The 23,711-nt window shown below is 44.9% G+C and carries 20 protein-coding genes and 2 pseudogenes; 15 read left to right on the forward strand and 7 right to left on the reverse strand.

All coding sequences use genetic code 11. The features are described from left to right. Positions 1–308: 308 nt before the first annotated feature. The 3 genes from ACSFXJ_RS09155 to ACSFXJ_RS09165 are packed head-to-tail and all read left to right on the forward strand — an operon-like array spanning position 309 to position 5,069. Positions 309–1,778, forward strand: a complete 1,470-nt coding sequence (locus tag ACSFXJ_RS09155) for an ABC transporter substrate-binding protein (protein WP_435924853.1) — start codon at positions 309–311, stop codon at positions 1,776–1,778. 32 nt (positions 1,779–1,810) lie between these two features. Further along, positions 1,811–3,202 carry an ABC transporter substrate-binding protein gene (locus ACSFXJ_RS09160; protein ID WP_435924854.1) on the forward strand — a complete coding sequence of 464 codons (1,392 nt, stop codon included), beginning with the start codon at positions 1,811–1,813 and terminating at the stop codon, positions 3,200–3,202. 52 nt (positions 3,203–3,254) lie between these two features. Continuing rightward, positions 3,255–5,069: an ABC transporter transmembrane domain-containing protein gene (locus ACSFXJ_RS09165; protein ID WP_435924855.1), complete on the forward strand. Its 1,815-nt coding sequence runs from the start codon at positions 3,255–3,257 to the stop codon at positions 5,067–5,069. Here ACSFXJ_RS09165 and istB read toward each other — a convergent pair. Both istB and istA read right to left on the reverse strand, forming a co-directional pair. Further along, positions 4,994–5,779, reverse strand: a complete 786-nt coding sequence (istB, locus tag ACSFXJ_RS09170) for an IS21-like element helper ATPase IstB (protein WP_435921273.1) — start codon at positions 5,777–5,779, stop codon at positions 4,994–4,996. The genes ACSFXJ_RS09165 and istB overlap by 76 nt on opposite strands. After that, complete coding sequence (istA, locus tag ACSFXJ_RS09175; RefSeq protein ID WP_435921274.1) at positions 5,776–6,987, reverse strand: IS21 family transposase; 1,212 nt, start codon at positions 6,985–6,987, stop codon at positions 5,776–5,778. The genes istB and istA overlap by 4 nt, the downstream gene beginning before the upstream one ends. A gap of 191 nt (positions 6,988–7,178) precedes the next feature. Between istA and ACSFXJ_RS09180 the strand changes: the two are divergent. The 4 genes and pseudogenes from ACSFXJ_RS09180 to ACSFXJ_RS09195 all read left to right on the forward strand — a co-directional run bounded on the left by ACSFXJ_RS09180 (position 7,179) and on the right by ACSFXJ_RS09195 (position 10,515). Further along, positions 7,179–8,272, forward strand: a pseudogene (locus tag ACSFXJ_RS09180) (IS256 family transposase). 214 nt (positions 8,273–8,486) lie between these two features. Then, positions 8,487–8,862 (forward strand): annotated as a pseudogene (locus ACSFXJ_RS09185) (YitT family protein). Positions 8,863–8,930: 68 nt separating this feature from the next. Beyond that, positions 8,931–9,155: a DUF2179 domain-containing protein gene (locus ACSFXJ_RS09190; protein ID WP_435924856.1), complete on the forward strand. Its 225-nt coding sequence runs from the start codon at positions 8,931–8,933 to the stop codon at positions 9,153–9,155. 418 nt (positions 9,156–9,573) lie between these two features. Next, positions 9,574–10,515 (forward strand): family 43 glycosylhydrolase, encoded by a 942-nt coding sequence (locus ACSFXJ_RS09195; RefSeq protein ID WP_435924857.1) that lies wholly within the window; start codon positions 9,574–9,576, stop codon positions 10,513–10,515. Positions 10,516–10,616: 101 nt separating this feature from the next. Here ACSFXJ_RS09195 and ACSFXJ_RS09200 read toward each other — a convergent pair whose 3' ends face one another. Genes ACSFXJ_RS09200 through ACSFXJ_RS09210 form a run of 3 tightly spaced genes read right to left on the reverse strand, consistent with a single transcriptional unit; the run spans position 10,617 to position 14,290 of the window. Beyond that, positions 10,617–12,299: a hypothetical protein gene (locus tag ACSFXJ_RS09200; protein WP_435924858.1), complete on the reverse strand. Its 1,683-nt coding sequence runs from the start codon at positions 12,297–12,299 to the stop codon at positions 10,617–10,619. A 45-nt stretch (positions 12,300–12,344) separates the two neighbouring features. After that, a complete protein-coding gene (locus ACSFXJ_RS09205) occupies positions 12,345–13,214 on the reverse strand; it encodes a carbohydrate ABC transporter permease (protein ID WP_435924859.1) in 870 nt (289 codons plus the stop codon). Between the two features lie 14 nt (positions 13,215–13,228). Further along, a complete protein-coding gene (locus tag ACSFXJ_RS09210; RefSeq protein ID WP_435924860.1) occupies positions 13,229–14,290 on the reverse strand; it encodes an ABC transporter permease in 1,062 nt (353 codons plus the stop codon). A 127-nt stretch (positions 14,291–14,417) separates the two neighbouring features. On the opposite strand from ACSFXJ_RS09210, the gene ACSFXJ_RS09215 reads away from it, so the two are divergent. Further along, a complete protein-coding gene (locus tag ACSFXJ_RS09215; RefSeq protein ID WP_435924861.1) occupies positions 14,418–16,106 on the forward strand; it encodes a sensor histidine kinase in 1,689 nt (562 codons plus the stop codon). Position 16,107: 1 nt separating this feature from the next. After that, positions 16,108–17,490: a response regulator transcription factor gene (locus tag ACSFXJ_RS09220; protein WP_435924862.1), complete on the forward strand. Its 1,383-nt coding sequence runs from the start codon at positions 16,108–16,110 to the stop codon at positions 17,488–17,490. A 715-nt stretch (positions 17,491–18,205) separates the two neighbouring features. Here ACSFXJ_RS09220 and ACSFXJ_RS09225 read toward each other — a convergent pair. Continuing rightward, the gene (locus ACSFXJ_RS09225; RefSeq protein ID WP_435924863.1) at positions 18,206–18,484 is read right to left on the reverse strand and encodes a DUF2653 family protein; all 279 of its coding nucleotides are present in this window, start codon (positions 18,482–18,484) and stop codon (positions 18,206–18,208) included. Then, entirely contained in the window at positions 18,484–18,927 is a 444-nt protein-coding gene (locus ACSFXJ_RS09230; protein ID WP_435924864.1) for a hypothetical protein, read from the reverse strand. Before ACSFXJ_RS09230 ends, ACSFXJ_RS09225 begins: the two co-directional genes overlap by 1 nt. A 181-nt stretch (positions 18,928–19,108) precedes the next feature. Here ACSFXJ_RS09230 and ACSFXJ_RS09235 point away from each other — a divergent pair, with 181 nt between their 5' ends. From ACSFXJ_RS09235 to mtaB, 6 genes are all read left to right on the forward strand, one after another. Then, the gene (locus ACSFXJ_RS09235) at positions 19,109–19,477 is read left to right on the forward strand and encodes a hypothetical protein (protein WP_435924865.1); all 369 of its coding nucleotides are present in this window, start codon (positions 19,109–19,111) and stop codon (positions 19,475–19,477) included. 45 nt (positions 19,478–19,522) lie between these two features. Next, a complete protein-coding gene (locus tag ACSFXJ_RS09240; protein WP_435924866.1) occupies positions 19,523–19,702 on the forward strand; it encodes a YfhD family protein in 180 nt (59 codons plus the stop codon). A 118-nt stretch (positions 19,703–19,820) separates the two neighbouring features. Further along, positions 19,821–20,789, forward strand: a complete 969-nt coding sequence (prmA, locus tag ACSFXJ_RS09245; protein ID WP_435924867.1) for a 50S ribosomal protein L11 methyltransferase — start codon at positions 19,821–19,823, stop codon at positions 20,787–20,789. Between the two features lie 4 nt (positions 20,790–20,793). After that, positions 20,794–21,483, forward strand: coding sequence for a site-2 protease family protein (locus ACSFXJ_RS09250; RefSeq protein ID WP_435924868.1), 690 nt, complete (start codon positions 20,794–20,796; stop codon positions 21,481–21,483). Positions 21,484–21,589: 106 nt separating this feature from the next. Then, entirely contained in the window at positions 21,590–22,354 is a 765-nt protein-coding gene (locus ACSFXJ_RS09255; RefSeq protein WP_435924869.1) for a 16S rRNA (uracil(1498)-N(3))-methyltransferase, read from the forward strand. A gap of 2 nt (positions 22,355–22,356) precedes the next feature. Beyond that, entirely contained in the window at positions 22,357–23,697 is a 1,341-nt protein-coding gene (gene mtaB / locus ACSFXJ_RS09260) for a tRNA (N(6)-L-threonylcarbamoyladenosine(37)-C(2))-methylthiotransferase MtaB (RefSeq protein ID WP_435924870.1), read from the forward strand. Positions 23,698–23,711 lie beyond the last annotated feature (14 nt).

Consider the following 23,711-nt stretch of genomic DNA (forward strand, 5'->3'; position numbering starts at 1 on the left):
ATTATAAATTATCCTTCCGGCTCAATGAAGTCCTTTTTAAGAATATATTTTATGGAGTAAATTACTTGATCTTTATTTAGAAGTCTACTACTATAGAAAACGGGTAAGGGAATATATGGAAAGAAATGTGAAAATTATCACGTAATTGAACGATGGACGTGAATATATAATAATCGCATACTGACTTTCCCGTAAAGTGGAAGTTGTGATTGATAGAAATTCATTATGGTTCCATTCAGTTTTCGCACATTCGCATTTGAACATACTTCAGAGCTTTATGGGAAAGTTGAATCTTTGGGGGGATCCGTTTGAGCAAGTTCAAGTTAACATTTATGCTGCTTATAAGCTTACTCTTGATTGGATTGGCAGGTTGTAAAAGCTTGCCGGAGCCTAACGTTTCAAAGTTGAAGGTGATGAATCGCGACAATGAAAAAAGATACTTTAATGATAAATACGGTGATATGTTCCATGCCCAGAACGGTTCGATTAAGATTGAACTTATTAGACCCAAAAGTATGAAACTGGAAAAAACTGCTTCGAACTATGTGGAAGCTCTCCAACAGTCAATCGAACAAGAACAACTGGATGTTCTTCAGCTAAGTATTTATGATTTTAATCTGTTATCAGAAGCAGGGTTCTTGTTAGATCTTGAACCGCTAGTGGCGCGGGATCACTATAATATCGAAACGATTTATCCTTCAATTACCAGCTTTCTCAGGGAGCAAGGCGGTGGGAAGTTGTATGGTTTTGCGCCTACATTTCAGCGACAAGTGATCTTTTACAATATGGACATGTTCGAACAATATGGAATTGAGCCGCCACACGACGGGATGACTTGGCAAGAACTTATTGACTTAGCAGGGCGATTTCCTACCGATGGAGATGAGCAATCCAGGATATACGGCGGATTCACGAGCTTTGGGTTAAACAAAGAAAACCCTCTAGATGAGCTAGGTGTGAGGATCGGTTTATCTATGGGATTAAAGGCAGTTAACCTTGATACAATGCAAATTACAATGAAAACAGAAGGCTGGAAGAAAGCGTACGAACAAGCTAAAGAAGCATTATCTACAAATGCCGTCTACGTTAGAGGATATAACACGGATGAAGACTTCAATGAACAGCAACCTTTTGCTAAGGGGCGGCAAGCAATGTTGATTGCTGATGAACCTAGCTGGGCATATAGTGTACTTGACTATATAAAAAGTGGTAAGGTTAAACCCTTTAGAGTAGGCATGGTGGTTGGTCCAGCGGACCTATCTAACCGAGAAATAACAAGAGATCTGAATTTGAATAATGATTATGTATATGCGATTCGTGCTAACTCCTCCAATGTGGATGCTGCATGGGAATTGTTGAAGTTTATGCAGGGCGAAGAGGTTGCAGGCAAATTGGCGAGCAGGCCTGACAATGGAATACCTTCACGCATGGGTCAAACAAGCGATTTTTATGGAATTAACCTAGATGGATTCTATCACTTAACTTCCGTGCCACCGAGTAATTACTATGACGATCCTAATGATAATATTATTACGGATGAATTCAAAGAAAAATATGGGGAGATTATGTTTCGTGAATTGGCTCAAGTAGAGAAATCTCAAAAATCTCTTGATGTAGCGCTACAGTCGATTCAACGAGATGCGCAAGTCGCCCTTGATGAAGCGAACCTTGCCAGGAAAGTTAATGGAAAAAATGAGGGGGGAGAGCCGGACGGAAGTGTGGCAAAGGAAAAGATGACCATCAATTGGGATGATTTCAAGACAGTACCTTTTAAATGACGATGCTGCATGTTGAGCAGAGACAGGAGTCGATGATGAACAAGGCATGGTTCCAAGTAGCTACGATACTTGTTATTAGTTGTCTGGCAGTAGTAGGTTGTACAAGTGTGCCCAAGGGTCCAAGGGAGAATCAAGAAACGACCACGCTTAAAGTTATCTATCATGATTCGGAATTATTCTACAAGCAATATGGAGATTGGTTCACCACGCTTAATAATCATATCCAATTTGAAGTAATCAGTGATGCAGACATTTACATGGATATGAGTGATAAGACGAAGGAAGAGGTGTATGCACAGTTTATCCGTGAAAAACAGCCGGATATCTTGATTCTGGATGCTCATCAGTTTAAAAATCAAATAAACAATGGAATACTGACTGAACTTGATTCGCTTAGTACTAGAGATAACTATAATCTGGATGGGTTTGTTCCCGGTTTAGTTGATCAGTTTCGTGAGTTAGGCGGTGGTAGCTTATATGGGCTTACTCCGTCATTCTCAAGCAAGGCGATATTTTATAACAAGGACTTGTTCAAGAAAAATAACATTGATTTACCATCTGATGGAATGAGTTGGTACGACATCATTGATCTTGCTCGTCGTTTTTCTACTGAAGGGGATAAACAGACACGAGTTTACGGATATAGCGGTGGAGATGTGTATGAAGCCCCCATGGATCTAGTTATACTGATTGATAAGATGAGCCAGGCTGAAGGATTGTCGATCGTGAATACAGATAAAATGCAGGTGACCATAGATACAGATGCATGGAAGAAAGTGATTCAGACCGCTATTAAGGCAGAGAAATCGGGAGCTATCTTTAATTCTATGGATGAATTATTCACTAGTGGAACGAATGAGGAGTTTTATGATAGCCAACCATTTCTCATGGGGCGTTCTGCTATGCATATTGGATCTGTAACATCGCTAGCACTTATGAATAATTTCAAGAATAATGTGAACGATTACGTACCCTTTGAACTCGGTATTGCCGCTGGACCTGCCGATCCCCTTGATCCTACATCAACTTATGTAACCCCAGGTGATATACTCGCTATTAACATAGCATCAGTCAATCAAGATGCAGCATGGGAATTTATTAAGTATGTGTGCGGTGAAGATTATGCTCGAGCTAGCTCCGAATCTAATGAATTGCTGTTAGGTCAGCAACTATTATTAAGTCGAGAAGGATATATGACTGACTATGAAGGAACCAGTTTAGAGCCGTTCTATTCGTTGAAATTAAAATTTCCAAGACGTAGTAATGATTGGTACAAGTTACCTGATCAGTTCTTCAACGATTTTGCTACGATCTTAAGTCGAGAATTAGAGCCTGTAAAAAAAGGACAAAATTCTCTGGATGAAGCAGTAGCAACAGTAGAGTCCGAAGCGCAAACGCTGCTTGATCAATCTTTAAAGAAATGATAGCCCAATAAAAATGAGTTGAATACAGTGTAAGATGGAGGGAAGTAGCACAATGAAAGATTATAAAAATGATTTTGTGCTATTTTTCAATACTATAAAAAAGTTGAAAATACCTAAAAGATCAATTTTGTTAATATTATCTATCATGATAATGTCCAATATATTATCATTGGCATTCCCTCTATTCTTTGGAAACATCATTAATGGTATAGTAAGTCAATCATTTTATGTAATAAAAATGAATTTACTTTACATGTTCTTATGTTTTGTAGTTTCTACTGTACTAGAATACAGAAATCAAAAATTGATTATAAAGCTTAGTTATTCAGTCGAACTATATATCAAAGAAGACTTGTTTAACTCAATTTTAGATATGCCTTATTCCAGGGTTTATAAAATTGACAAAGGGAGATTAGTCAATAACATTGAAAGTGATTCGACAGTTTTTTCATCAATTCTTTTTGATAATATGAACTTAGTAGTGCAGACCCTTAGTATGCTGATTTCTTTATTGTTTATGGTATATATAAGTCCAATACTAACACTTGTAACCATAGTAACATTCCCTATTACATTCATGATATACATATATTCTGGGAGACTGATCAAATCAAAAGAAATTGAGTATACAAAAATGCATGATTCTTTTATGTCTTTTTTATATGAGTCCATATCAGGATTGAAATCAATAAAAATTTTCAAGGTTGAAAATAAGTGGAATGAGATGTTTAGCAAGAATGTAATGGATATTAATGAAAAAAATATAGAGAAGTTTAATGTTCAACTAGTTACCCAGGTTATCATTAGCTCGGTAACGTTTTTGATAAATAATTTGAATATAATTTTAGCAATATTTTTGATATTTAACGGAAGGCTTAGTTTGGGAATGATGACAGCATTTAATGAATATTCAGACAGATTTAAAGGTGTCCTATTACTATTGTCAAGTCTTAACTCTAAAATACAACAGGTATCTGTTTCGTTACGCAGGGTGGGTGAAATAGTTGAATCTGGAAGTATTGAAAAAAGTGAGAATGTTAATGACAAAGAAAGACACGACAAGATTGAAAAAATTGAAATTAAAAATCTAAGTTACATTACACAAAGCAGCATAGAAGTTTTCAAAGATATGAATATTAATTTCTATAAAAATAATATATATCTTATAAAAGGTGCAAGTGGTTCGGGAAAAACATCTTTATTAAATATATTATCGAAATTAATTGACGATTATACTGGCGAAATATTAATTAATGGTATGGAATTAAAATGTTATAGTGAAGAAAATCTGAGAAATAAAGTTAGCTATGTCACACAAGACCACTACATATTTTCTATTTCAATACGAGAAAATATATCCTTATACAGAGATGTACCATTGGAGGATATAGAAAATATATGCAAACGACTGAATTTACATGAATTAATTATAAGTTTGCCAAATCAATACGAAACTGTGTTTAATGACGAGGGCCTAAACTTCTCTGGAGGGCAAATACAGCGAGTATGTTTTGCGAGAGCCATTGTAAGTAATCCCGATGTATATTTATTTGATGAAATTACTTCAGCTATTGATCAAAAAAATATTGAAGACGTATTAAGGATAATTGAAGAGATTTCGGCAAATGCTATTGTTTTATTGGCTACTCATGAAAATTTTAAATTTAATGTTCCAATAATTGAATGTAGTGTAGTGAACAAGAGAATAGAACCTAACGGATTACATTTGCTTCAGAATTGTCAACATCGGTTTAAAATTCCCCAAAAGTATCGGTCTAAAATTCCCCAGTTTCATCGGTCGGCTTCATCGTCCTCTGTAGGTTCAGGGCGGAAGAAGCCGGCCTTTTTCTTCTCCTTAATACGGTAGCTCTCTCCCTTGATGTTAACGGTACTGGAGTGATGGAGGAGGCGGTCGAGGATGGCCGTCGCCAGCACCGTATCGCCGAATATATCACCCCAAGCGCCAAACGTCTTGTTAGACGTAAGCAGGATAGAACCGCGCTCATAACGCTCAGAGACGATCTGGAAGAAGAAGTGGGCAGCGGTCTCGTCCATCTTTCGGTACCCGATCTCATCGATGATGAGCAGGTCGGGCTTGGTGAACATCCTCATTTTCTGTTTGATCGTGTTGGTCAAGTGAGCCGTCTGTAGTGTCTGCACTAGGTCATGTGCTGTGATGAAGTAGACGGAATGTCGCTTCTTTATGGCCTCAAGGCCCAACGCTACAGCGAGGTGCGTCTTACCTACACCAGGCGGTCCGAGGAAAATGAGATTCTCTTGATGCGCCACGAAGCGAAGCGTTGAGAGGTCGCGGATCCTGCGCTCATCGACCGATGGCTGGAAGGCAAAATCGAACTGGTCCAGCGTTTTATGGAACGGTAGATGAGCGAGGCGCGTCCTTGTTTGGATGTACCGGTCGTGCTTGGCAATCATTTCTTCAGCCAATAGCTTGTCCAGGAACTCCAGATACGGTATATTCGCTTTAGACGCTTCTTCGGCGTGCTGATGGATGATTTCCGGTATGCGAACCCACCCAAAGTGGCGGATCGCCGCCTCCAGTCTCTCTTGCAGAATCATTGGAGCACCGCCTCTTCCATGAGCGAGTCATAGACCGATAGCGAGCGCTCTGACACTTCTGGTGCGATTTGGCTGACATAACGAGGCGTGGGCTCTCCAACCGGACGACTCGATGTGCTGCGAATGCCCTCGAAGTGTTTTTTATTGCTTATAATTTGGTGTCGTCCCATGGATTTGGTATGCTCGGCGATGAGCTGTCTGCCGCAGTAGAAGCGCAGCGTGCCGTTCCTCTCATCCTGCACCTCCACGATAGAGCCCACGTAAGCAAACGGGACAGTATATCGGTTCGCCTCATACGAAACGTAGCAGTCGCTGGATACTCTTCTCTGATGCCGCTCGGCGTAAGCAAAGGCGACGTCATTTACAGGACTGAGACACTCTTCTTTCCATAGCTCGCGTGGCACCCTGAACGTCGTGCCGTGCAGACGATTATTCGCGACCGTATCGAGCCATTGCTTGGCCTGCGCGTTGAGATCTTGCAATCCCGTGAAGGTGCGTATGCGCGGCCAAAAGTTCTTTCGCACGTAGCCGACACCGTTTTCTACTTTACCTTTGGTTCTTGGCCTATAGGGTTTGCAACGGCGAAGCGTGAAGCCATAGTGCTTTGCAAACCGGGCAAACTGCTCATTCCAGATCGCCTCGCCGCTTTCGTCCTGTCCGGTTACGACTGTTTTCATATTGTCGTAGAGACAGCTTTGGGTAATTCCGCCGAAGTACTCGAAAGCTCTCGTATGACAGCCCATGAGCGTGTCCAGACGCTCGTCCTCGGTGAACTCTAGATACATTGCTCGGGAGTAGCCAAGCACCATGACAAATGCGTAGAGACGCTTCAATCGGCCGTCGTGGTCTACTCTGAAGTGACCCCAATCTACCTGCGACTGCTCGCCAGGCTTCGTCTCAAACCGCTCGGTCGCCTTAGACTGAACCGCTGGTCGAAGCGGTTGCATGAAGACGCGAAGAATGGTACTGCTGCCCGTATAGCCCTTCTCTCGGATCTCGTCTAAGATGACGCTCGCATTGAGACAGCCTTCTTCCATACGGTTCCGTATGTATTCCTTGTAAGCGTCCAGCTTGCCGGCTGCCGGATTTCGTCTCACGTAACGGATGTGCTCCTCTACCTGCAAATACTTTCTAACCGTCTTACGGTCACGTCCCAGCTCATCTGCGATCTGGGTGACGCTCATGCCCCTTGCCTTCATATCCTTCATCTTGAAACACTCCCCGTTCTTGACCAATCTCGACTCTCTCCCTTCGGAGAGTATGTCGGCAATAGGTGGGGAATTTTCAACCGATGATATTGGGTATATTACAACCGATTTTCACAGAATGTTTAAAACTAACTGAGTCTGTAAAATAAATTGTGTAAACTCCTAAACCCAGTAATAGGTTGGGAGAACACATGGGACTTTGGTCAAAAGAACAACTGAGGACTTTCATTAAAGAGAACAAGCTGGTCACCGCCCAAGATGCACAGAATGCCTTGAAAAAGCTGTTTGCGGAGACGCTTCAAGAGATGCTGGAAGCCGAGATAGATACGCATCTGGGCTATGAGAAGCATGAGGTCAGGGCTAAGATGACATCAAACAGCCGTAACAGTATAAGCATAAATACGGTCGTCAGTGAATATGGCGAGCAGGAGATAGCCGATCTAAGGGATCGGATGAGCGAGTTTGAGCCCATTGTCGTGCAGAAGCATCAGAAGAACATGACGGGCATCGAAGACCAGATCATCGCCCTCTATGCCAAAGGCGTCAGTACCCGTGAGATTCAAGATCACCTTCAGAATCTGTATGGAATTGAAGTTTAGCCTACACTCATTTCGAATGTCACAAATAATATCGTCCCGCTCATTAAAGAGTGGCAGAATCGGCCGCTTCAAGGCGTGTACGCGGTGGTCTTCATGGACGCGATTCATTTCAAAGTGAAACAGGACGGAGCCATTGTGAACAAGGCAGCCTACATGGTGATTGGTATCGATTTGGACGGGAACAAAGATGTGCTGGGGATGTGGATTGGCAAGAATGAAACCTCCAAGTTCTGGCTCAGAGTGATGAATGATCTGAGAAACCGCGGCGTCCAGGATATCCTCATTATCTGTATAGATAACCTGAATGGCTTCTCCGAAGCGATTGCCGCTTGTTATCCGAAGACCGAGATCCAGAAGTGTATCATTCACCAAATCCGAAACTCCACCCGCTACGTGTCGTACAAGGATCTCAAGAAAGTCACCGCCGATCTAAAGCCTATTTACAAAGCAGCGACGGAGCAAGAGGCACTCTTCGAGCTGGACCGTTTCGAAGAGGTCTGGGCGTCAAGTATCCACTCATTATCCGGTCCTGGCGAAATAACTGGAAAGAGCATTCTACCTTCTTCAAGTACCCGCCTGAAATTCGAAAACTGATCTACACGACTAATATGATAGAAAGCTACCACCGGCAGCTTAGGAAAGTGACGAAGGGAAAGAGCATTTTCCTATCGACGAAGCCTGCTTAAAATGCTTTACCTACGACGATGGATGTTACCCGCAAATGGACGGGGCGAGTGCAGAACTAGGGCCAGAAGTTGCATCAACTCTCCGTCTTCTTTCCGGAACGGGTCGGCAACCACTTACGTTAAGTCGCCAAATCCCCCTCGGGGGATTTCCTTGTCGTGAGTTTACACATAAATCTTGACAGACCCTCTTGTAGCGGCGTATGGCCTGGAGGCCGTGAATATCCCGTTTGTTTGGCTGGGTTACAAGCAAATCGGTAAAAGCTTCGCCTTCTATTCCATTCTCGGGATTGCCTCGTTAGCGGTCGGCACGGTTCTTATGAATCATGTACCGACCATTATTGAGGGGGATACACTGTTAGTTACTGTTGTCGGCGGGATTATTATCGGTTTCGGTATGGGTTGCATTGAGAAATGGCGGGGCGTTAGATGGGATCGATATGCTAGCCGTATTGCTGTTACGGAAGCTGCCTTTCGGGACAAGTGACTTGATTCTATTCTTGAATGCTTTTGTCTTCATTGTTGTTTCGACCGTATTTGGATTACATGGACCATACTTCCGGCACTCGCTTATTTTATCGCATCCACAGTGATACATATTGTTGAAGAAGGCTTGAGCTGATCCAAGACCTTCAAAATCATTATCACCCAGCCCGAGAAAATGGTGGAAACGATTCGCGACCGGTTAGGGCGCGGTGCAACCTATACGGATGCTTACGGCGATTACTCCAATGAACATTACAAAGAAATCACTTGCGTCATTAACCGTCTGGAAGACAGTAAGATCAAACAAATTATTCATGAACTTGACCCGAATGCGTTTGTGGTCGTATATGATGTAGCCGAGGTTAAAGGAGGCAGTTTCAGAAAGAAAAATATTCACTAAAGACGAAGTAACGCGCTGGTGGAGAAGATAACGATCTCTCGCTGGGGCGTTATTTTTTTTATACATATTGATGTTACAAATATACAAGAAGGCCGTCACGGTTTGACTGGAGATTGGAGAAAAAATTGGAGGATCTGAGCTCCATCGGGACGGCGTGCAACTTCAGAATGGAGAAGAGCTGGATCCACCGGAACCTCAAGCTCCGGATGAACGGGAACAGGAAGTCATTAAACTTCATTTATTTACATGCTTATTCATATTCGGGCATCGACTTGCAAATCCTCACCCGATATAATCTTTGTGGAATTAGCCTAGAGTCAATGCTGCTTTGCAGCTGTGGGTTGCGGCATGAAGGTTTATGGCATTAGGATAGTTGCCACCCTAAAATCTTATTCATGATAAAAGAGGAGTTGCGGAAATGATTGCAAGCTTAACAAACGGAGAAGTCTGGAAAGATCTTAACGGTCAGCCTATCCATGCTCACGGGGGGCATATGCTGTATCATGATGGTTACTATTATTGGTACGGAGAGGATCGCAGAGAGAATTGCTATATCAGTTGTTATCGTTCGAAGGATTTATTTAATTGGGAGTTTCGGAATCATATCATTACTACCGATACACCGGTTGCTTCAATTCGAGTTCGCACCAATCTTCAATTAATGAATAAAGACGGCGGCAAAGTGAATTTGGAGCGTCCCAAAGTATTATTCAATACGGCAACTCAAAAGTTCGTTCTTTGGATTCATTACGAAAACGGGAATGACTACTGCGCCGCTGCGTGTGCTATTGCTACCTCTGATTCTCCCGATACAGGGTTTGTCTTTCATGGAAGTTTCAATCCTTACGGATATATGTCGCGGGACTGCACGCTGTTTCAGGATGATGACGGCACTGCTTATTTTATTTCTGCTGCCAGAGACAATGCGGATCTGCATGTGTACCGTTTGCAAGCGGATTATTTGAATGTAGAATGTCTTGTTCATAAATTGTGGCAAGGGGAATATAGGGAAGCTCCGACGGTGTTCAAGAGAAAAGGAAAGTACTACATGTTGTCTTCATTCTGCACAGGTTGGGATCCTAATCAGGGGAAATTCGCAATGGCAGATTCTATGGAAGGGTCTTGGGGGCTGCTTCGTAATTTCGGTGATGAGACAACATATCGTACTCAGCCTGCATTTGTGCTTAAACGTTCGGAAGAGGAGTATTTGTACTTTTCAGATCGCTGGGACGGGAAGGATTATTTCAAATCCGGCTATGTCGTACTACCCATACAATTTAATGGAAATATTCCGATGTTGGATGATTATTCCGGCATGAAGTTAGATAAAGTTACGGATTCGATCTCTTTTGTACGTTAGAATAGAAAAATTTATACAGACATTCTATAGAAAGACGAAGTGGCTCGCAATGCAAAAAAGACCAGGTAAGAGTGATCTTACCTGGTCTTAGTATTACCTGACTACTTTAGCCCCATTTCCGACATGACATCAGTTTCGTTGGCCTTGTTGTACCAGTCATTCACTTCTTCGGTAATTTGGGTTCCTCCCTTTTCGTGCCATTGCTTCACAAAATCGTCATAGGCTTCGAGAGGCTCATTACCGTAGATGATTTTGGTGAATGTCTCTTTTTCCATGGTATTGAGTTGTTCCCAAGAAGTCTGCATGGTCTTGGTTGGAGCACCGTTGAAAGCGTTCGGCAGCAGTGCATCCTGGTTCTCATAAGAAACTGCATATCCCTTTTGGGTTGTTTCGTCGGCAGCGGCTGCCAGGATCTGCGGTCCGGTTTCTGGTGCAGTTCCGTTAAATACTTCATAGTAGGATTTGCCCGGACCATCCACACTTGGAGTATTTTTTGTAAATGTCATTTTACCGAGACTGAGCCAGTCATTCAGCGGTTTATTGAACTTAGCGGGTTCTGTGACAACTTCACCGTTTACGATGTCATAATCATAGCCTTGAGCATAGCCGTATTTAAAGTCGCCTGTACCGAATGCTGCATCATACAGTTTGTCATAGTAAAGAAAGAAGGCTTCCATATTATTGAAGTCCTTGTTGAACATAAAGACGCCGTCGTTAAGTTGTGCGGACTGATACGTTTTGTCTTCTTTTACGCCTTTAATGGTCGGATAGACGCCGATCTTGGCGCCTTGCACATTCTTCTCAACGTCCTTTACACTGCCATAAAGCCATGGGCGGCCGATGACGATCCCTGCTTTGCCTTCCGTGAAATCTGCAAGGGCATCCCAAGCTTCCAGGGTAGCCAATTCCTTGTTCAAATAGCCTTTGGAGTACCAATCGCGCAGTTTGGATAGCGCCTCCTTGTTGCCATCCGCCACCGAGCCGTATGTCAGCTTTCCGTTCTCCTCATTCCAGAACCCTGGAAGGTTCTTGCCGGTATAGGCACTGAAAATCATTACCGGGTCACTTACCCAACCGGTATTATAGATTCCTTTGCCGGAAAAAGTAAAGCCGTAGCTATCCTTCTTGCCATTGCCGTCAGGATCGTTGTCCGTGAATGCGGCGATAACCTGTTCAAATTCATCGATGGTGGTTGGCGCTTTAAGATCTAGCTTATCCAGCCAATCCTGCCGGATTAGCATCACTTCGCCTTCGGTCAGATTAGGAGTAATGGCCATGCCGTATACCTTTCCGTCTTGAATCACCGGGTTGAAGGTCGTCGGAAACTGCTTGTAAATTTCTTTAAGCCGATCCGGCATGTAGTTCTTGATGTCCTCCGTAATCTCCTTCACTTGCCCGGACTGAATGAGATCATTTGCCAGTGATGTATCGTATACCGGAATAATGTCCGGGAGCTTCTCGGAGCCGGTGAGTGCGAGCCGGAGCTTTGTATTGTATTGGGACGCATCGCCTCCGAGGAGTGTTGTTTCAATTTTAATACCTAAATTTTCAACACCCCAACGGGTCATTACATTGTCATTCAGACTCTCTCCATTGATATACTTGCCTGCGTTCTCGTCTTGTTGCTTACCGGTGGTAATGGTGAGCACCGGATCATACTTCCCGTCCTTCAGGGTAGCGTCCACTGTTTTTTTTGCACCGTTATCTTTCGAAACACAACCAGATAGCATGCTAACCATCAATAAGACAGATGTCGCAATTATAGTGATTTTCTTCATCTTCATCGCTCTGACTCCTTTTTATATTGAACTTGGTTGTATTACTTTTACTTATTCTTTAACGGCGCCAAGTACAATCCCTTTTACAAAATACCGCTGCAGGAAGGGATAGACAAGAATAATCGGAAGGGTGCTGATAAAAATTTGTGCTGCCTTGATGCTCTGTGTGGCCATAGACTCCGCTTCCGATTTGCTGAGGGCTATGTTCTGTCCAGAGTTACCGACTACTACGGTCTGCAGGAAGGATGCGAGCGGGTAGTTGCTTGTATTGGACATATACAGTAGTCCGTCAAACCAGGAATTCCAATGTCCAACCATGATAAACAGACCTATAGTAGCCAATCCCGGGAGAGACAGCGGAAGATACAGCTTCGTGAAAATTTTGAAGAAAGAAGCTCCGTCGATAAAGGCGGCTTCTTCAATCGCTTTCGGAATTGTCTTGAAGAAGTTCATGATCAGAATCATGTTGTAAGCACCGAAAGCACCGGGAAGCACCAGCGCCCAGATCGTATCCTTCATGCCCAGACTGCTCACCAGAATGTAGGAAGGGATCAATCCACCCGAGAATAACATGGTGAATACAAAGATCCACATCAGGGCATTTCGTCCCCGGAAGTCTTTGGACAACGCGTATCCGGCAGTTGTGATTACAAACATACCTACCAGCGTTCCAAGTACGGTCCTTACGATCGAGATCATCATGGAACCGACAAAGTTTGAGTTTCGGAATGTTTTCTCGTAAGCATCAGTTGTAAATTCAATAGGCCAGAAGGAGACCAGATTACCGTTGACGGCTGCTTTGCTGCTAAACGATTGGGCGAGCAAATGCAGCAGGGGGAGAAAACAGGACAGTGCAACCAATATAAGCAGGATGTGGTTGAAGAATGAGAAAATCTGATATCCTTTGGACTTGTGATACACGCCCATTCTCCTTTCTAGAAAATTTTATAATTAGCAACTTTGTAGGCGATCCGATATGAAATAACGATCAGGATTAGACTGATTCCGGATTTGAACAATCCGACCGCGGTACCAAAACCGTACTGCCCGTTTAGTAAGGAAGAGCGGTATACATAGGTGTCGATAATGTCGCCGGTGCTGTAGACCAGCGGATTGTACAGGTTGAAGATCTGATCGAAGCCCGCGTCCAGAATGCTTCCGAGGCTGAGTGTCGCCACGACGATAATCATTGGCAACATCCCGGGCAGGGTTACATGCCGGATTTGCTGTCTGCGCGTCGCTCCATCAATCTCGGCCGCCTCATAATAAGAGGGATCAATGCCGGTAATCGATGCCAGATAGACGATCATTCCAAAACCGAAGTTCTTCCAAAGATCGCTGATAATGATGGTTGGCCGAAATAAGGAAGCATCCCCGAGAAAGAAGATTGGCTTCGCACCAAAAACACTGACGAGAAAATGATTAATTGCACCGTCAAGACCCAGTATGTCTATCAAAATGCCTGCCACCGTTACCCAAGATAGGAAGTGTGGGAGATAGACGAGTGTCTGAATGCTCTTTTTTAGCCCTACATTTCGAATCTCGCTGAGGAGAATCGCCATGATAATCGGGACGATGATACCGATTACAATCTTGCATACAGCGATGATGAGCGTGTTAATGATTGCCTGCGTCGCTTCTTTGTATTGGAATATCCTTGCGAAGTTGTCCAGTCCAGTCCAATGAGAACCTGTAATTCCCAGCCATGGCTTGTAGTCTTGAAATGCTATGACCAGCCCGACCATCGGCCCATAGGCAAAGATCAATACGAATATCAGAGCCGGAAGACATAATACATACAACGGCCAATTTTGTTTTATTTCTTTCTTGAGCGGCTTCTTTCGGCTTTTTTTGGGTTTCGTCTGATCTACTTGGATGTTTAATGGCTGTGAGATGGTCTTTACCCCCTTTATTTTATTTAGCTTGCGTAATTCATTTTTAAGATTAACAAAAGCGCTTTCATTTTGACATGCCAAAAAATTAAGATCGATAACCATATCCTTAACGAAGTTGACAGAACGACTTTTTCAAGAGAGCGGTTCTCTTTTTCTTTAATTTACGATGAGATATGATAATAAGAGGGGAGCTGGTACGGAGGAGGGTCTTAATCTGAAAAAGATAAATATGAAGCGTTTTATTTATTTCTTTGTCTTTTTTCTTACTCTTACTTTGGTCCTTTTCTATGTGATGGAAGCGTTAAGTGTAAAAACTTTGGAACAACAGCTAGTTCAATCTGCAAAAAATCAGGTGACCTATACGGAGAGCATGCTGGAGGGGGTGTTATCCGAAGCCCGATTGTATGCAATTCAGTACACGACCGACAACTCGGTTCGTTACTATGAGGGACAAAAGAAAGTTGTAAGCGCTTATGACTCCCAAATGAAAAAGAATGAGATCAAAGAAATGATCGACAATACGCTAATATCCAGCCAATCCGTAGAATCGGTAGGTATCTACTGGAGATCGGATGAAACGATGGTTTCTACAGCGCCCAGTCAAAACATTAGTGAACTATTTCAGCAAGTAACCCGCAGCGGATGGGTGACCGTAAATAACAATTTGTACTATTTTTCTGTTTACCCTTATGTTAAGCCGCCAGACAATCCAAGTGATATCCATTATATTGTTGGCGTTAAGCTTAAAACTGACTATTTGGCGGGACTGCTTGATAAGGCGTTAAACAATGAAAATACGGATGCCTTTTTTTTGCTTAATATGAAACGGATCATTGGGAACCAGACTGTTGATTCGGATATCGTGCAGGCGGCCAAAGGGATGATTATACCTGATTCAGACCAGGTAATGGAGTATCATTATAAGGCGGCCGACAGGAATTATGTGATCTTATCCAAATATGTCGAGTCGATCGATGCCTATTTGGTGACCTATACTAGAATGAATGATTTTTTAAATCCACTTAACCGAAACCATCAGGTATTTTTTATCAGTATTCTAGTTATCCTGATTATCGGTGTCTTTGTAATCACTATGTTCTATAGAAATTTCTATCGGAATGTATATTTGTTACACAAGCGTTTCCATCAAGTGGAGCAGGGAGATTACAACATTCGGATTAAGGTGGCTCCTGGCAATGAGTTCGATAACCTGTTTAAAGGTTTCAACCATATGGTAGAACAAATTCAGGCGTTGTTTGTTTCCCTCGATACGGAGACGGAGCTTCGCCAAAGCGCGGAACTGAAACAGCTTCAGGCCCAGATTAATCCTCATTTTCTGTATAACAGTTTGTTCTTTATTATGTCGATGGCGAAATCGTCTCCTGACGCAGTGATGCGGATGAGTAAGCACTTGGCTGAATATTACCGTTATATGACGAAATCTGACTCGCGCACGGTTACGATAGGTTCCGAACTGGAACTGGCGAATCATTATTTGACGATTATGGCATTGTGTAAACAGATCGAGTACCGAATTGAGTTGCCGCCAGAAATTGCAGGTCAGCGTATTATGCCCCTGATGATCCAACCCATTGTTGAAAACGCCATACAGCACGGTATAGAAGAACATCAAGGAGCTCATCGTGTGTTTATCAAAGCAGAGGAACTGAACGGAGGGGTTCAGGTTATAGTTTCTGACGACGGAAAAGGACTTTCCCCTGCAGAACTTATAAGGATCAGAGAAAATGTCGGAAGCGAGCAGACTCCGGAGGGACCCAAAGGAATCGGACTGTGGAATATCAACAGACGTCTCCAAAATTCATATGGCGAGAACAGCGGATTGTATTTCTATATAAATGAATGGGGGGGACTCTCCGTAAACCTGCATATTGATTTTCAACTGGAAGAAGGGGAATAGTATGATCGTGTTGATCGTGGATGACGGCCAATACATAGTGGAATACTTGAAGCATTTATTGGATTGGAGCAAATTTGGAGTAGAGCAGGTCATGACTACAACCAACTCCATTAAAGCGAAGGAAATACTGCTGCAATCTGCCATAGATATCCTGATCACCGATATCCGCATGCCGGAAGTGTCTGGAATCGATCTTCTGGAGTTTGTCGGAACCATGAAGATGAAAACAAAGGTGATTTTTTTGTCGGGCTATTCGGAATTTGAGTACGCTCAAAAGGCGATTCGCCTAGGATTATTCGATTATTTGCTTAAGCCGGTAGATAAAGAAGATATGGAGAAAGTCATGCGAGATGTTATTAAGTCGATTGAAGATAGTAGGATCGAAGCCGGAACTTTGTGGAATAGCGCCGACGGTCTCAATTATTTGATTTCCGCTATCAGTGGAAACGAATCGCTGATTCAGATTTGTACACCACTCCAAAGCAGCTTTGAACACAGAAAGATGCGCTTCTTCAAATGCACCTTGGCAGATGAGTTAAATGAAATTAATCTTCAGGACACCCTTAGAAATCTTGATGCCTTTGTATGGATATTCCCGCCTTCTGCGTTCGGTATGATCTCTGAATCCGGGGCTGAAAAGCTGAAGGCTGCGCTATCTTCCATTGACTTGTCTGAATCGTTTTATCTTAAAAACAAACAAGTTGTTCGGCAGATTTTTTATCAATTCTTGTATTGCGAAGAGGTGACGCCCGCGGATTTTCATTTCCTGCAAAATGCGGAGGAATTTTCGAAACTGGAGTTAGGGGAATGGGAATGCGCACGCAAAAGAATTCAAAATCGATACCCTCAATGGACAAGTAGAAAGCATAAAATTATTTATCTTTTAGAGGTAGCCAATTATCTCTACTTTACTACTGATAAGGTGTACAGTGAACAATTTCTAGACTGGCTCATTAATCGGCTGGGGAAGCCGATCGAAGTCTATGAATCGATCATTTTTGCAATTTCGCGATTATGTCAGGAAAAAGAAATGATGCCTGTTGAGAATATTGTAGAAACTATTAGAACTTATATTAGCGGCCATCTCGATGAAGCGCTCAGCTTGGAGGAATTAGGTCAAATTGTCCACCTTCATCCTGTTTACCTCTCCAAGTTTTACAAACAAAATACGGGGGAGAATCTTTCAGGATATATTACAATGAAGCGTCTGGAACGAGCCGCAAGATTACTCATTGAATCGAACTTGCATGTAGTAGATATCGCTCGTATGGTGGGGTATCGAAAAGCACAATATTTTATTAAACTCTTTAAGGATTTATATGGGGTTACTCCTCAGATTTATCGCCAAAACCATACAAAACAAAGGCTCAATTTCATGAAATAACGTTGCTCAGATGCGTTACCGATAAGCTGCCATAAAAAAGGGGTATCCCATCGGTCATCTACTTATGACTTTTGGGACACCCCATGCGAAGCTTAATCGTTCGAACCCAATCTTGCTTCCAGTTCCTGTCTAACCTTGCTTTCATTTTTCTCGTATTTTACATACTTCAGCATAATGATCGCACCGACCGCGAAGAAGGCCGGCAACCAGGTGAAGTAAAATTTTGATGGCTGCTAACGATTGAGGGGTCTGTACCGCATTGGCCTCATAACCCGTACTATCCAAAATCATGGAAGGGATAAAGTTGCCTAAGCCCGAGCCCAATTTGATACAGAATGAAATTCCGATTTTGCAACGATCTTAAGTCGAGAATTAGAGCTTGTAAAAAAGGGACAAAATTCTCTGGATGAAGCAGTAGCAACAGTAGAGTCCGAAGCGCAAACGCTGCTTAATCAATCAGACAATACGATACTCTGATGAATGAGGAGGGTTTAAACTTCTCTGGAGGACAAATTCCGGGTATGCTTTGTGAGAGCATTGTAAGTAATCCTGATGTATATTTATTTGATGAAATTACTTCAGCTAATTGGCTACTTATTAATATTCCAACAATTCAACTTTCGAAAATCAAAAATCTTTGCTTGATAAGAATACAGAAAAGCAGCAGTCCAAAGGATGATCCCTAACGGACTGCTGCTTTTTCTGTATTATTATCCTAAGTGCGAATTCGGGCTATAATTTCATCTTCCAGTTCCAGCTCAATATCGTCGGGAAAAGCCCGAAGGCCATGCTCTTTATACACATACTGCATAATGGCTTCCACAATATTCGCCTTAACGATAAATCTGCTTCTTCCGCCCGCCCAGATTTCTCCGGTATACCCGGTGTCTTCATCCCAGCTTAACTCGACTTGGACGTCGGTAGGACGAAGTCCGGTTCTTTCCGCGGTATGAAGACAAATCGCATTGATAATTTCATCCATGCCGAGGACCATTAATATCGGCCTCCGCGGTAATGATCATCGTGCTGCGGCCTGCGTTTGAAGCGACGGAAGAGCCAAACCCCCACGGCGATGATCGCGTATATCACAAGCAGGTTTACGGCAAGACCGAGCAGGTTGCCAAGGAAGCCCATGTTTCCGAACAATCCGCCGAAGAGCAAACCGGCAAAGCCGCCGATCATCAATCCTTTCATAAAGCTGCCGCCGCTGAAGAAGCCGCGGTTTGCGTTGGTACCCGTCGTCGCTCCCGTTTTGTTTGTCGTAGTTCCGTCGGATTTCCGTACGTTATCCGACGTTGCCGGTTTCTTCGGTTCCGGGTTAAACGTGCGGGGACCGGATTTAAAGCCGCCGCCTCGCTTGGCATCGGCCAAGTCGGGGGAAGTGAAGGCGAAAATCAACATGAAAGCCATCACGATTGCTGTCATTTTTTTTAGCATTTTGAAGTAGATACCCTCCTGTGAAAATTAGTATGATCCAATGCTATAAAGGTAATACGGCCCAAGGGCTAAAGCGTTTCAAATTTTAACGAACTTTTGGAATAAGGGCCCGGGAAATTTTGCATCCTAAGTTAAAGAGCCGATGAGGCTCATTTTGCAACAGAAAGGCAGGGGTAGCGGATTGGGTGAAAAAAATATTTTGGCTTATTTCAAAAGCCCCGAAGAAGCCGAAGGCGTTGCCAGAAAACTGAATGCGCTCCGGGTTCAGGACGTCTCGATCGACAGGTTCAGCCGGTATGCGGGTGAGGGGTATGATCCGATGAACCCGGTCACAGGCAAGATAAGCAGCCTGTCGGCGATTACGCAGGACGCGGCGATTACCAATCCGTCGGCCGGCATTTTGAGCGCGGCGGATCCGGCGGCCAGCGGAATGAGTCACGGGGGTCAAGGCGGACCTACAGGCCGCGATATTTTATTGACCGCTGTCGTGGACGAAAGCATCCATCATCAGGCTATGCGGATCATCGAAGAAGCCGGCGGACTTCTATAAAGGGCAGTCCGAAAAACAAATAAAGCAAGCTAAAGGAGAACAGACATGAGCGAACATAACCCGGATCGCGTGACGAAAAGACGGAAAGCGGACGCTTCGCGTTTACCGGTCGGTCACAATGAAGATGTTGAATTTTCGGAAGAGCTTGCCGACCAGGAGGATTGGGAGGCGCTTGAACGAAGCGAGCGAGCCGATGCCCGCCAGCAGGGACAATACCGGCTATAACAGGAAATACGGCCGCAAAAAGATAAAGCCGTCGGAGAATTTCTCCGGCGGCTTTGTCACTCTTTTCAATCTATAGTAAAATAGACTTCATGCATGAATTCAAGGAGGAAAACTTACGATGATCTGGAAAGAGTTGACTATACATACGACGGAGGAAGCGGTGGAGATGATCTCCAACTTCCTGCATGAAGCCGGGGCGGGCGGAGTCACCATAGAAGAACACGTCGATAACGACAAGCCGCGCGACACTTCCCTGGGCCAATGGTTTGAAATTCCGCCGAACGATATTCCCGAAGGGGAAGCGAAGATCAGCGGCTATTTTCCCGAGGGCGTGGACATGGACGAGGTCATTGCCCAAGTGAAGGAACGGACCGAAGAACTCCGGGAATATGACATCGATCCGGGAAATCCAATCATTTCGGTCAGAGACGTCAGCGAAGACGACTGGGCAAACAACTGGAAGCAATACTTCAAACCGATTCGGGTATCGAAGCGCTTGACGATCAAACCGACGTGGGAAGAGTATGTTCCAGCATCTCCGGAAGAGAAAATTATCGAGCTTGACCCGGGCATGGCGTTCGGGACGGGGACTCACCCGACGACCTCGTTATGCCTGAGAACCTTGGAAGGAGTCATCCAAGAAGGCGATGAAGTAATCGACGTGGGGACGGGATCCGGAATTTTGGCGATCGGTGCCGTAAGGCTCGGCGCTTCCCGGGTACTGGCGCTGGATCTCGATCCGGTCGCCGTTTCGAGCGCGCTGGAGAATACCCGGCTGAACGGGCTCGAAGACCGGATTCAGGTTGTGGAAAGCGATCTTTTGTCCGTTTTGAAAAAGGGCTCGTCCGCCGAGGTCGATGTTCAGCTTCCGGTCAGGGTCGTGGTTGCCAATATTTTGGCGGAGATCATTTTGCTTTTCGTTGAGGATGTGTTTGAAGCGTTGCAGCCGGGCGGGTACTACATCGCATCCGGGATTTACAAGAACAAGGAACAGTCCGTCGAGGAAGCTTTAACCGCCGCCGGATTCGAGATTGAACAAACGGTCCGCGAAGAGGACTGGGTCGCTTTCGTGGCGAGAAAGAGGTAAACTTATGGATTTTTTAGATAGAATTTTGTGGATACCCTTAAACCAGCTTCCCTTTTATTTGATCACATTGGTCATTGCGTTTACGGTTCATGAATTTTCGCACGCTTATTTTGCCAATAAATTCGGCGATCCCACGGCCAAGCTACTTGGCCGGGTGACGCTGAATCCGGCGGTACATTTCGATTTATTCGGGATCATCTTGCTTTTAATCGCCGGTTTCGGCTGGGCACGGCCGGTGCCGGTCAACCGGGACAATTTCAGCAAGCCACGCCTGATGGGCGTGATCGTCTCAGTCGCCGGTCCGCTCAGCAATTTGCTGCTTGCGATCGTCGGATCACTTATTTTTGCGGTGTTGCTCAAATATGGAATGGCATCACCACCCGGTTATGAGGCAGGAAAATGGGCAGAGGCATTATATATCTTTTTTAGCCTGTTTATTTTAATGAACTTTTTTCTCTGCTTCTTTAACCTGATTCCGCTTCCCCCGTTGGACGGATATCGGATTTTGGAAGATGTTGTGCCAAGGCGCGTTCAAGGCAAGCTTGCGCAGTTTGAGCAATGGTCGATCCTTCTCTTTTTGATCATTCTGATCGTCCCGGCGTTCCAGTCTTATACAATCTCACCGCTTTATAATGCGGCATATTCTTTCCGTGAACATTTTCTCATCTTTTTCCGGCAACTGCTTGGCGCTTAAATACATGAGGAACCGTAAGTATTTCCCGGGAAACTGGTACTGGAAAGCATAAAACAAAAGTTGTATGATGTACTTTGGTGATTTTTCGAGGCAAGGACTGATATCAATGCAGAGGTACTTTATTGATCCCGGACAATTCGGGGAAGGCACGGTTGTCATTACCGGAGAGGATGCCCGCCATATCGGCAAAGTCATGCGCTCCCGGGTGGGGGATAAGCTGATCGTCAGCGACGGCAATTCCCGTGATGCTTTAGTGCAAATAACGGCAATCGAGCCGCAGCAAGTAGCCGCCGAGATCGTGGAGCCGGTCGAAGCGGCCGGCGAGCCGCGATTAAAGGTAACGGTAGCGCAAAGCTTGCCGAAGGGCGACAAGATGGAAACCGTCATCCAGAAATGCACGGAGATCGGTGCCGCTTCATTTTTGCCTTTTATATCGGAAAGAACGGTAGTTCAGTATGACGGAAAAAAAGAAGAAAAGCGCGCGGCTCGCTGGCGGAAAATCGCCAAAGAAGCGGCCGAACAAGCGCATCGCAGCCGGATTCCCGCAGTGGTAGCGCCAGTTTCCTGGCATGAGCTGCTTACGGGCTTGCCGGCTTATGATCTGGCATTGCTATGTTATGAACAGGAGCATGGTTCCCAGCTTCGCGATGCGATAAAGCCTTTTATGGGCAAGCTGATGCCTGATCAAACGGCTTCGATTTTGATCATCGTAGGACCTGAAGGCGGATTCGCCGAACAGGAGGTCCGCGATGCGGAGGCGGCGGGTGCCGTTTCGATCGGTTTGGGAAGGCGAATACTGCGGACGGAGACGGCCGCCATGGCCGCCCTGACATGCATCATGTATGAATCTGGAGAAATGGGGGGAATGTGAGGATGCCATCCGTTGCATTTTACACGCTCGGCTGCAAAGTGAACTTTTACGACACGGAAGCGATCTGGCAGCTTTTTAAAAATGAAGGATATGAACAGGTCGATTTCGAACAGACGGCCGATGTTTATTTAATCAATACTTGTACGGTTACGAATACGGGCGATAAAAAGAGCCGCCAAATTATTCGTCGTGCCGTCCGGCGCAATCCGGACGCGATTGTCGCCGTAACGGGCTGCTATGCTCAAACCTCGCCGGCGGAAATTTTGGACATCCCGGGAGTAGATTTGGTTATCGGTACGCAAGACCGGGACAAAATCATTCCGTATGTGAAGGAAATTCAGGCGCAGCGCCAGCCGATTAATGCGGTGCGCAATATTATGAAAACCCGCGAATTCGAGGAACTGGACGTTCCGAGCTTCGCCGACCATACCCGGGCTTTCCTGAAAATCCAGGAAGGCTGCAACAATTTCTGCACGTTCTGCATTATTCCATGGTCCCGCGGGCTGTCCCGCAGCCGGGATCCGCAGAGCGTGGTGGCCCAGGCGCGGCAATTGGTTGCCGCAGGCTACAACGAAATCGTGCTGACAGGCATTCATACCGGCGGTTATGGCGATGATCTGGACAATTACCGGCTTTCCGATCTGCTCTGGGAGCTGGACAAAGTGGAAGGTCTCGGCCGGATCCGGATCAGTTCGATCGAAGCCAGTCAGATTGACGACCGGATGCTTGAAGTGCTGAAAGGCTCTTCGAAGATGTGCCGCCATTTCCATATTCCGCTCCAGGCAGGCAGCAATGAAGTGTTAAAGCGGATGAGACGGAAATACACGATTGAGGAATTCGAGGAAAAGATCAAGAAAATCCGCGAATTTATGCCGGATGTGGCGATTACGACGGACCTGATCGTCGGCTTCCCTGGAGAGACGGACGAACTGTTCCGCGAGGGATTCGAAGCGATTAAACGGATCGGCTTCTCGGAAATGCACGTATTCCCTTATTCCAAGCGTACGGGAACGCCTGCGGCCCGGATGGAGGATCAGATCGATGAAGAGATCAAGCATGCTAGAGTTCACGAGCTGATCGAATTGTCCGAACAGATGCAACTTGCCTATGCCCAAAAATTCGTCGGACAAGTGCTGGACGTCATTCCGGAACGCGATGAAAAAGGGACGTGGGGCGGCGGTTATGTGGCCGGCTTCAGCGATAACTATTTGCAAATCCGGTTTGAAGGTTCGCCCGATCTTGCCGGAAAATTGTGCCGCGTCAAGCTGACGAAGGCCGACGTCAATACGAACGAAGGACAATTGGTCCGCGTTATGGACGGATCGGCCCAGGCCTTGGCATAACCGGTTCGAGCCTG

The organism is Paenibacillus salivarius (assembly GCF_051307165.1).
Taxonomy (GTDB): Bacteria; Bacillota; Bacilli; order Paenibacillales; family Paenibacillaceae; genus Fontibacillus.

Excerpts from the sequence above, each read along its gene's own strand:
- mtaB (WP_435924870.1), top strand. The coding sequence starts at position 22,357 with ATGCCATCCGTTGCATTTTACACGCTCGGCTGCAAAGTGAACTTTTAC.
- ACSFXJ_RS09200 (WP_435924858.1), bottom strand. The coding sequence starts at position 12,299 with ATGAAGATGAAGAAAATCACTATAATTGCGACATCTGTCTTATTGATG.
- ACSFXJ_RS09220 (WP_435924862.1), top strand. The coding sequence starts at position 16,108 with ATGATCGTGTTGATCGTGGATGACGGCCAATACATAGTGGAATACTTG.
- ACSFXJ_RS09230 (WP_435924864.1), bottom strand. The coding sequence starts at position 18,927 with ATGCTAAAAAAAATGACAGCAATCGTGATGGCTTTCATGTTGATTTTC.
- prmA (WP_435924867.1), top strand. The coding sequence starts at position 19,821 with ATGATCTGGAAAGAGTTGACTATACATACGACGGAGGAAGCGGTGGAG.
- ACSFXJ_RS09190 (WP_435924856.1), top strand. The coding sequence starts at position 8,931 with ATGGTGGAAACGATTCGCGACCGGTTAGGGCGCGGTGCAACCTATACG.
- istB (WP_435921273.1), bottom strand. The coding sequence starts at position 5,779 with ATGATTCTGCAAGAGAGACTGGAGGCGGCGATCCGCCACTTTGGGTGG.
- ACSFXJ_RS09240 (WP_435924866.1), top strand. The coding sequence starts at position 19,523 with ATGAGCGAACATAACCCGGATCGCGTGACGAAAAGACGGAAAGCGGAC.
- ACSFXJ_RS09195 (WP_435924857.1), top strand. The coding sequence starts at position 9,574 with ATGATTGCAAGCTTAACAAACGGAGAAGTCTGGAAAGATCTTAACGGT.
- ACSFXJ_RS09165 (WP_435924855.1), top strand. The coding sequence starts at position 3,255 with ATGAAAGATTATAAAAATGATTTTGTGCTATTTTTCAATACTATAAAA.
- ACSFXJ_RS09255 (WP_435924869.1), top strand. The coding sequence starts at position 21,590 with ATGCAGAGGTACTTTATTGATCCCGGACAATTCGGGGAAGGCACGGTT.
- ACSFXJ_RS09225 (WP_435924863.1), bottom strand. The coding sequence starts at position 18,484 with ATGGTCCTCGGCATGGATGAAATTATCAATGCGATTTGTCTTCATACC.
- ACSFXJ_RS09210 (WP_435924860.1), bottom strand. The coding sequence starts at position 14,290 with ATGGTTATCGATCTTAATTTTTTGGCATGTCAAAATGAAAGCGCTTTT.
- istA (WP_435921274.1), bottom strand. The coding sequence starts at position 6,987 with ATGAAGGATATGAAGGCAAGGGGCATGAGCGTCACCCAGATCGCAGAT.
- ACSFXJ_RS09250 (WP_435924868.1), top strand. The coding sequence starts at position 20,794 with ATGGATTTTTTAGATAGAATTTTGTGGATACCCTTAAACCAGCTTCCC.
- ACSFXJ_RS09215 (WP_435924861.1), top strand. The coding sequence starts at position 14,418 with ATGAAGCGTTTTATTTATTTCTTTGTCTTTTTTCTTACTCTTACTTTG.
- ACSFXJ_RS09160 (WP_435924854.1), top strand. The coding sequence starts at position 1,811 with ATGATGAACAAGGCATGGTTCCAAGTAGCTACGATACTTGTTATTAGT.